At 64.6% G+C, this 7,923-nt stretch carries 9 protein-coding genes and 1 riboswitch; of the genes, 2 read left to right on the forward strand and 7 right to left on the reverse strand.

Annotation, left to right across the window (positions count from 1 at the left end):
* Nucleotides 1-126: 126 nt before the first annotated feature.
* The 7 genes from QAT43_RS13010 to thiF form a co-directional block, all read right to left on the reverse strand.
* Entirely contained in the window at nt 127-1,893 is a 1,767-nt protein-coding gene (locus QAT43_RS13010; RefSeq protein ID WP_305043513.1) for an SLC13 family permease, read from the reverse strand.
* A gap of 89 nt (nt 1,894-1,982) precedes the next feature.
* Complete coding sequence (locus tag QAT43_RS13015; protein ID WP_305043514.1) at nt 1,983-2,555, reverse strand: hypothetical protein; 573 nt, start codon at nt 2,553-2,555, stop codon at nt 1,983-1,985.
* Nucleotides 2,556-2,652: 97 nt separating this feature from the next.
* Nucleotides 2,653-3,336, reverse strand: coding sequence for a thiamine phosphate synthase (gene thiE / locus QAT43_RS13020; protein ID WP_305043515.1), 684 nt, complete (start codon nt 3,334-3,336; stop codon nt 2,653-2,655).
* Nucleotides 3,302-4,429: a 2-iminoacetate synthase ThiH gene (gene thiH, locus QAT43_RS13025; protein ID WP_305043516.1), complete on the reverse strand. Its 1,128-nt coding sequence runs from the start codon at nt 4,427-4,429 to the stop codon at nt 3,302-3,304. The genes thiE and thiH overlap by 35 nt, the downstream gene beginning before the upstream one ends.
* A 24-nt stretch (nt 4,430-4,453) precedes the next feature.
* Nucleotides 4,454-5,224, reverse strand: coding sequence for a thiazole synthase (locus tag QAT43_RS13030; RefSeq protein WP_305043517.1), 771 nt, complete (start codon nt 5,222-5,224; stop codon nt 4,454-4,456).
* Between the two features lie 69 nt (nt 5,225-5,293).
* Nucleotides 5,294-5,494 carry a sulfur carrier protein ThiS gene (thiS, locus tag QAT43_RS13035; RefSeq protein WP_305043518.1) on the reverse strand — a complete coding sequence of 67 codons (201 nt, stop codon included), beginning with the start codon at nt 5,492-5,494 and terminating at the stop codon, nt 5,294-5,296.
* A 22-nt stretch (nt 5,495-5,516) separates the two neighbouring features.
* Nucleotides 5,517-6,323 carry a sulfur carrier protein ThiS adenylyltransferase ThiF gene (gene thiF, locus QAT43_RS13040; RefSeq protein WP_305043519.1) on the reverse strand — a complete coding sequence of 269 codons (807 nt, stop codon included), beginning with the start codon at nt 6,321-6,323 and terminating at the stop codon, nt 5,517-5,519.
* Nucleotides 6,324-6,386: 63 nt separating this feature from the next.
* A riboswitch (TPP riboswitch) is annotated at nt 6,387-6,498 on the reverse strand.
* 204 nt (nt 6,499-6,702) lie between these two features.
* On the opposite strand from thiF, the gene QAT43_RS13045 reads away from it, so the two are divergent.
* Together QAT43_RS13045 and QAT43_RS13050 are read left to right on the forward strand one after the other, a co-directional pair.
* Nucleotides 6,703-7,026, forward strand: a complete 324-nt coding sequence (locus QAT43_RS13045) for a hypothetical protein (protein WP_305043520.1) — start codon at nt 6,703-6,705, stop codon at nt 7,024-7,026.
* 100 nt (nt 7,027-7,126) lie between these two features.
* Nucleotides 7,127-7,923: AAA family ATPase (locus tag QAT43_RS13050; protein ID WP_305043521.1), on the forward strand; the 797-nt coding region annotated here is incomplete at its 3' end.

A 7,923-nucleotide genomic window follows, 5' to 3' on the forward strand; every position in this document is an offset into this window, starting at 1 on the left:
TACACCCACGGCGTTAGAAATGAGCAGACGATCAGTCCGGACAACTGGAATATGGATCTGCGCCACCTGGCCAAGGAAGGAAATCCGGTGATCCCCGCAGAAAATCCAGCCCTTGTTGGGGAGCGCTCAAAAGGGCCAGAACATGGGGATGAACAGCACCGCGAGAACCCAGAAGATCAGATTGAGGGGCACCCCGACCTTGACATAGTCGGTGTACTTGTAGCCGCCCAGGCCATAAACCATGGCGTTGGTCTGGTAGCCCACCGGCGTGGCGAAGCTCGTCGAGGCGGCGAAGGTGACCGCCATGAGCAGTGGTTTGGGGTCGATGCCCATTTTGACGGCCGAGGCGATGGCGATGGGTGCGAGCAGCACCGCCGAGGCGTTGTTGCTCATGCATTCGGTAAGAATCGCGGTGAGCAGGTAAAACACCGCGAGAACCGCAATCGGCCCCAGGTTTCCCGCCAGTTGCAGGGCCTCTGCGGCGAGCCACTGGGCGGCGCCGGTTTTTTCCATGGCGATGCCTAGGGGCAAGATGCCGCCGAGGAGAAAAATCACCGTCCAGTCCACCGATTTCTGAGCTTCCTCCAGCGTGAGGCAACGCGTCAGCACCATGGCCACGCAGCCCAGCAGGGCGGTCACCAGAATAGGCAGAATGTTGAGGGCGGCCAGGCCGACCACGGTCGCCACGATGCCGATGGCGAAGGGCACCTTGCGGCTGCGCAGGGAGGGTTCGGGCACTTCTTCAAGTACAATGAAGTCGTCGTCGGCGCGCAGCTGATCGATGTCCTTCTGTGCCGCCATGATCAGCAGGGCATCCCCGGTCTGCAAGCGCACTGAGTTGAGCTTTTCGCGCAGGGGCGCGCCGCGACGCTGGATGGCGAGCACCAAGGCGTTGTAGCGGTGGCGGAAGTAGGTGTCCTTGAGAGTGCGTCCCATCAGGCGCGAATGGGGCGGCACCAGTACCTGCACCAGCTTCATGTCCTCGTCTTCGAGGGACGCGTCGCGCAGTTCGAACTCGGCGTTAAGTTCCATGTGGTCGGCTTTTTTCAATTCCATCAATTCCGAGAGCCGGCCGCGCACCAGCAGCACGCTGCCCTCGCGCAGGCGCTGGCGGTAGGGTGCCCAGACGCGGCGTTCCTCGTCGAGCAGGCGCAGGATTGTGACGTCGTGCTCGGTGCCGAGATTGCTTTCCATGACGGTTTTGCCGATGAGGGGCGAGTCCTCCATGACCCGCATCTCGGCGATGTACTCGCCCAGTTCGTAGGTGGCGGTGAGTTCCTGAGCCTGGCGCTCGGGCAAGAGCCAGCGCCCCAGCAGCAGAAAATAGGTGAAGCCCGCGGCGAACATGATCAGTCCCAACCGACTGAACTCGAACATGGAAAAAGCGCCGTAGCCGGCCTGCTGGGAGATTGCGGAGACCAGCAGGTTGGTCGAGGTGCCGATGAGGGTGCACACTCCGCCGAACTGCGAGGCGTAGGAGAGGGGGATGAGGAACTTGGAGGCGGCGATTTTGCGCTTGGCCGCCAGGGTCATGACCAGGGGCAGAAAAACCGCGACGGCTGCCGTGTTGTTGATGAAGGCCGACATGAGACCCACGGCCGCCATGATGACCAGCAGGGCCAGAAAATGGTTGCGCCCGAAGCGCATCAGCAGGTGCCCCACCGTGGCCACCGCGCCGGTCCTTTGCAGTCCGGCGCTGAGCACGAACATGGCGGCCACCGTGACCGTGGCCGGATTGCTGAAGCCGGAGATGCCTTCCTCCGGGGTCACCAGGCCGCATACCAGCAGAGCGCCCAGAACCATGAACGCGACCAGGTCAACAGGGAATTTTTCGCTGACAAATAAAATCACGGCGCCGATCAGAATAGCCAGCACCAGGAAAATCTCAAGCATGTAGGGGCTCCCGCCGAGGAATCACAACGACCACACGGGGAATAGTGTAGCGGATTGCGGCCGGAAGAAAAGCCTCGGCGATCGACGGCTCAGGACGCCGGAGCCGGCTTCTTGCGCGGCGCCGCCGGTATTTTCCGCGTTCCGCTCTCGCCGACGGCCACCTTGACCGGCACGAAGCGGCGCAGGTAGCGTTTGTCGATTGGATAGATTTTCGCGGCATCTTCGCGTGGTTCCGTCGGATCCAAGTCATCCAGGGCAAATTCTCCGGAAGCCAGCTCGATGACGCAGGGGCGCGGCTTGGCGGCCGCGGGCGCCTTGGCCTTGGTTTCCTTGCCCGCGGGTACCCAGGTCAGCTCCTGAACAAAATAAGACGAAACCTCCAGCGCCTCTTCGATGTCGGTGGCGCGGGCCGCATCCAATTCCTCGAGTTTGCCCAGGTAGGTGCTCAGGGCGCCCTGCTTGTCCTTGAGAAAAAACATGGTCTTGATCCTCCTTATGCTCAGGGCCTGTACGGCGCGCTGCAACGAAATCGACAGGGACAGGATGCGCAGATGCTCGGGCGAGAGTCCCCGGCAGGGGAAATGACCGCAGCGCGGACAACCCGCAAGGGGGCGCTTTTGCTGGTGAACGGCGCACCAGAGAAATTTCTTGTCCTTGGTCATGGAATCGCTTTCGGCTACCCCCTTGCATCCAACCCGGACGATTCATCCGCGAATGCTTCCTTTTTACAGGGATAACCGCCTGTTGCATAGCCAAATGTCAGGGCTGCGGCCGATACGGCTCCCGCAATGAGCGGGCAGCCTGTTGCGCATCGACGGCGCCCAGGATGGCGCGGATCAGGGCGATGCCGCGGGCGCCGGCGGCACGCACGGCGGGCACGCGCTCAGCGGTGATGCCGCCCAGGGCGAACACCGGCAGGGGCGCGGCCCGGCAGGCGGCGCGCAGGGCGACGAGGCCCTGCGGGGGGCCGAAGGCGGCCTTGGACGGGGTGGCGTAGACGGGGCCGAAGGTCACGAAGTCGGCGCCGTTGTGGTGGGCGGCGCGGATTTCGTCGGGATGGTGGGTGGAGACGCCGATGAGCCGCGCGGGGCCGAGCAGGTGCCGTACGACGGCGGTGGGCAAGGACTGGCCACCGAGATGCACGCCGTCGGCCTCGACGGCGAGGGCCAGATCAATGCGGTCGTTGATGAGCAGGCGCGCGCCACAGGCGGCGGTGAGGTCGCGCAGGCGGCAGGCCAGGGGGTAGAGTTCGCGGGCGCCGAGGTCTTTTTCCCGCAGCTGCACCGCGCCGACGCCGCCCCGGCAGGCGGCGGCCACCACCTCTTCCAGGCGTCGGCCGGGCGGCAGGGCTTGGCGGTCGGTAATCAGATAGAGGGAAAAATCCACGAGGCGCGCGCCGGGCATGGCATCACTGGCCGGCGGCCCGCTCCAGAAAGGCGGCATCCCAGTCCTTCCACACCGCCTCGTAGCCGCGGGCGCGAATCAGGCGACAGACGTCCTCGGGAGAACGGTCGTCGTCGATGGCGAACTGGCGGGTGCTGTGATCCTTATCGGCATAGCCGCCGGGCGCGGTGCAGGAGCCGGCGCTCATCTGGGTGATGCCGAGAGGCAGCAGGTTGTCGCGCAGTTGGGCGCTTTCGCGGGTCGAGAGCACTAGGCCGACGTCGGGCAGAAGCAGGCGCAGGGCGCAGATCAACTGCACGAAATGGCGGTCGGACACCGGGTTGAGGGGTTGAAAGCCGCCGTCGGCCGGTCGGATGCGCGGAAAGGAGACGGTCAGCTGGGTGCGCCAGAAATGGCGGCTCAGGTACAGGGCGTGCAGTCCGGTGCAGAAGCCCTCGAAGCGAAAGTCGCCCAGTCCCAGCAGCGAGCCGATGCCGATGCGGCGCAACCCGGCGGTGCCGCCGCGCTCCGGGGTGGCGAGGCGGAAGGCGAAATCGCGCTTCTTGCCGAAGGGATGCATCCGCCGGTAGAGCTCCGCATCGTAGGTTTCCTGGTAGATGGTCAGGCCGTCGATGCCCGCATCGATCATCTGCCGGTAGCCCTCGGCCTCCATGGGATAGACCTCGATGCTTATGGAGCTGAACAGGTGGCGGATGCGGCGCGCGGCGGCGGCGAGAAAGTCGTTGTCCAGCGCCTTGGGCGCTTCGCCCGTCACCAGCAGGATGTGACGGAAGCCCTGATCGTGCAGCACCCGGGCTTCCCGTTCGATTTCGTCGAAGGACAGGGTGCGGCGCGGCACCTGGTTCTTGGCGCTGAAGCCGCAGTACAGGCAGCCGTTGACGCACTCGTTGGACAGGTACAGGGGCGCGTAGAGCAGGATGTTGCGACCGAAGCGCTGCACCGTCTGGCGATGGGCCTTTTGCGCCATGACTTCGAGGAAGGGCTCGGCGGCCGGGGAGAGCAGCGCCGACAGATCCTCGGCATGGAGCCGCTCGTTGGCCAGGGCGCGCTCGACGTCGGCGGTGGTCTGGGCGGCGATCAGATCCTCGACCCGGGGGCGTTCGTACTGCTGGAGAAGATCGAAAAAGCTCATGCTGGGCAATTCCTCGGTGGTTGATCAGTCGCGCAGAAAGCCGGTCAATGGGCTGGAGGCTTCGGCCTTTTCACGTTGTTCGCCCAGTCCGGCCAGGAAACCCTGACGGCCCGCCTCGACGCCCTTCTTGAAGGCCGCGCCCATGGCGCCCGGATCGCGAGCGACGGCCAGGGCGGTGTTGACCAGCACCGCGTCGGCGCCGAGCTCCATGGCTTCCGCGGCGTGGGATGGGGCGCCGAGGCCCGCGTCGACCACCACCGGCACCACGGCCTGCTCGATGATGATGGCGATCTGGTCGCGGGTGCGCAGGCCGCGGTTGGTGCCGATGGGCGCGCCCAGAGGCATGACCGTGGCGGTGCCGGCTTCCTGCAGGTGCTTGGCGAGCACCGGGTCGGCGTTGATGTAGGGCAGCACGACGAAGCCTTCCTTGACCAAAATCTGCGCGGCCTTGAGGGTTTCCACGGGATCGGGCAGCAGGTAATAGGGATCGGGGGTGACTTCCAGCTTGACCCAGGGCTCGCAGCCGGCGGCCCGCGCCAGGCGCGCCAGGCGCACCGCTTCTTCGGCGTCGCGCGCGCCGCTGGTGTTGGGCAGCAGCAGGTACTTGGCGCGGTCGATATGGGCGAGCATGCTGTCGCCGGGATTGTCGATGTCGACGCGGCGCAGGGCCACGGTGACGATTTCGCAGCCCGAGCCTTCCATGGCCGCCACCATGGCCGCGTTGGAGGAGAATTTGCCGGTGCCCACCAGCAGTCGCGAATGAAAGCGGCGTCCGGCGATGATCAGGTCGTCCATGGTTGATGCCTCAGGGTTGGAGCCGGAGCGGTCGCTTCCGGCGGGTCAAAAAGAATTACCACTCAGCTCTTAGCCGCCGCCGACGAACTGGATGATCTCCAGGGTGTCGCCGTCGGCCAGTTGTGCCTCGGCAAAGTTCTCCCGGGGCAGGATGCGGTGATTGTGTTCCACCGCCACCCGCTCGACCTCCAAGCCCAGGGTCGCCAGATATTCGGCCACCGTCAGGGGCGGGGAGAGGTCGCGGGGTTCGCCGTTGATCTTGATCTTCATGGATATTCCTCGTCCGGATGAATTATTGGGGTTCCTCGCCGAGCAGCAGGCGCAGCACCGCATTGGCCTGATGATGGGCGGCGATACCGACCCGCGGCGCCATGAGTCCCTCGCCGGGGCGCGCGGCGCTCTGCCCGTCGCCGACCAGCACCAACTGGGCGCCGACGCGGCGCGTCACCACCGTGTTGGAGGGCTGATAGCCGGCGAGGCCCGAGGCCGCCACCAGGGGGCGTTCGGGAAAATGGCGGCGGAAACTTTCCACCAACATGGCTTTCTGCGCGGCGGCGTCGAAGGCCTCGACGAGGATCCGTGCCTCGGCGAAAACCGTCGGAATGTTCTCCGGCGTCAGTCGGCCGTTGAAGATGTCGACCTTCACGTAAGGATTGATGCGCGCCAGATTGTCGCGCAAGGCCTCGACCTTGGGCAGGCCGATCTGGTCGACGAAATACTGCTGGCGGTTCAGGTTGGACGGCTCGACCACGTCGAAATCGGCAATGATCAGCCGGCCGACGCCGATGCGCGCCAAGGCCACCGCCACCGCCGAGCCCAGGCCGCCCGCCCCGGCGATGCCGACGCTCGCTCCCTTGACCCGCTCGTGTACCCCCGGGGTGTGGCGCGCCGCCATCAGGGCTTCGAGTTCCCCCGCCGAGGGCCGCTCGCCGCGCCGGATCAGCACCACCCGGTCCTGGTCCCGCAAGGGTTGGTCGCTTGTCGCGGGAAAGCCGTTGACGATGAGCACGTCGGCTTCGGGCTTGCACAGGTCGCGCACCGCGAAGAGGCGGGTGCCGACGGGCAGTTCGCGGGGCTGTTCGTTGATCCAGACGGTCATTGCTTGTCCAACTCGCCAAAAAAAGAAAAAGGCCGCAAAATGCGGCCTCGGCAGTCAGTCTGAGCTGCTGCGACGCCGCTTCCCTACGCCGGTGTGAGCCGGATCAGGTTCCAAGGGTCTTCCGTCGGCGCGCGGGCCGGCGGAACTCTCAGTTTGCACTCCCCTAGGGCGTTCGTGCTGGTGCTGGTTTTCGCTGTAGGGCGAAGGCCGACAATTAGCACGGCGAGTTGCTCAAGTCAATAGATTTTCCGGCGTTTTTGGGTGTTTTTTGGTTGCCGGGTGGGCGGCTTTTCTTTATCATTCCCTGTTTGCGTCCCGCAAGGTCTGTCGCGCGCGACCTCCCTGACATTTCCCTGATGAACGAAAAGAGATCCTGAACATGATGAATGTTTCCGAACGCTATCGCCTGCTGGTTGACGAGGTTGCCGCCTTTTCGCGGCTGCTTCACCCTGACTCCGCCGTCGAGCCCGCCCGCCCGGCGCGCCGCGTGCAGACGGCGGCCGCGGCTCTTGAAGAATATCGCGAACTGGTGGGTGAGATCCCCCGCATCCGCCTGGAAGCCAAGCTGACGCCCGTGCTGCTCAAGGCCCATGCCCAACTCGATCAGGCGCGCCTGCTGTTTGAGGAAGAGGGCGCTCCCGATCAGGGCGCTACGGTCTGGGAACTGGAACAAAAAATCTACCGCCTGCTCAACGATCTTTAAGGGATGCCAGGGGCGGGCGGCGAGATGGCACGCATGTTGCTCCGAAAAGAGCGCTGTTTGACGCGCGGCTTTTTGGGTGAAAGGATAAAACGGATTTTTCATGCACCGTAAATTGCAAAACATTTTCTATGAAGTTCGCGATCCGGTTTTGGGCTGGGACGATGTCGGCGGCTACCGCGACGTCAAGGAAACTCTGCGGGAAATGGTCTGCCTGCCCCTCAAGAAGCCTGAGCTGATCCGGCGGCACAACTTGGGTCTGCCCAGCGGGGTGATGCTCTGGGGCCCCCTGGGGACGGGCATCACCATGCTCGCCGAGGCCTGCGCCAAGGATGCCGGCGTGTCCTTCGTCTATGTATCCGGGCAGGAGATGCTCGGCAAGGGGCAGGAACTGGTGGAGGCCTTCGACTGCGCCATCCACGAGGCGCCCTGCGTGCTGTTCATCTCCGACTGCGAATGGCTGGCGCCGCGCGCCAATTGCGACTACGAGTGGGGGCCGGGAAACTTTCGCGCCATTCCCCCGACTTTTGCCGACAAGGATCTGACCCGGCTGTTCATCGAGCAGATCGATCGCATCCACGGCGTCGAGGGCCTCATGCTGCTTGGCTCCTGCTATCGCATCGACACCGTCGATCAAGCCATCATCAAGGAAAAGAAGCGCTTCAACCGCAAGGTGTTCGTCCATCCGCCGACGACCGAGGATCGGCTGGGCATTCTCGACATCTACCTCAAGCACATGCCCAACCTGGCCCCCGACATCGACCGCCAGTATCTGGCGCAGGCCGCCGAGGGCTATGTCGGCTGGGATATCGAGAGCTTGTGCAAGCGCGCCACGGTCAACGCCATCAAGGAGGATGCGACGGTGGTGACCCAGGCCCATTTCGAGCGGGCGCTGCGCGA

Origin of the sequence: Geoalkalibacter sp. (assembly GCF_030604225.1) — a bacterium.
Classification (GTDB): domain Bacteria; phylum Desulfobacterota; class Desulfuromonadia; order Desulfuromonadales; family Geoalkalibacteraceae; genus Geoalkalibacter.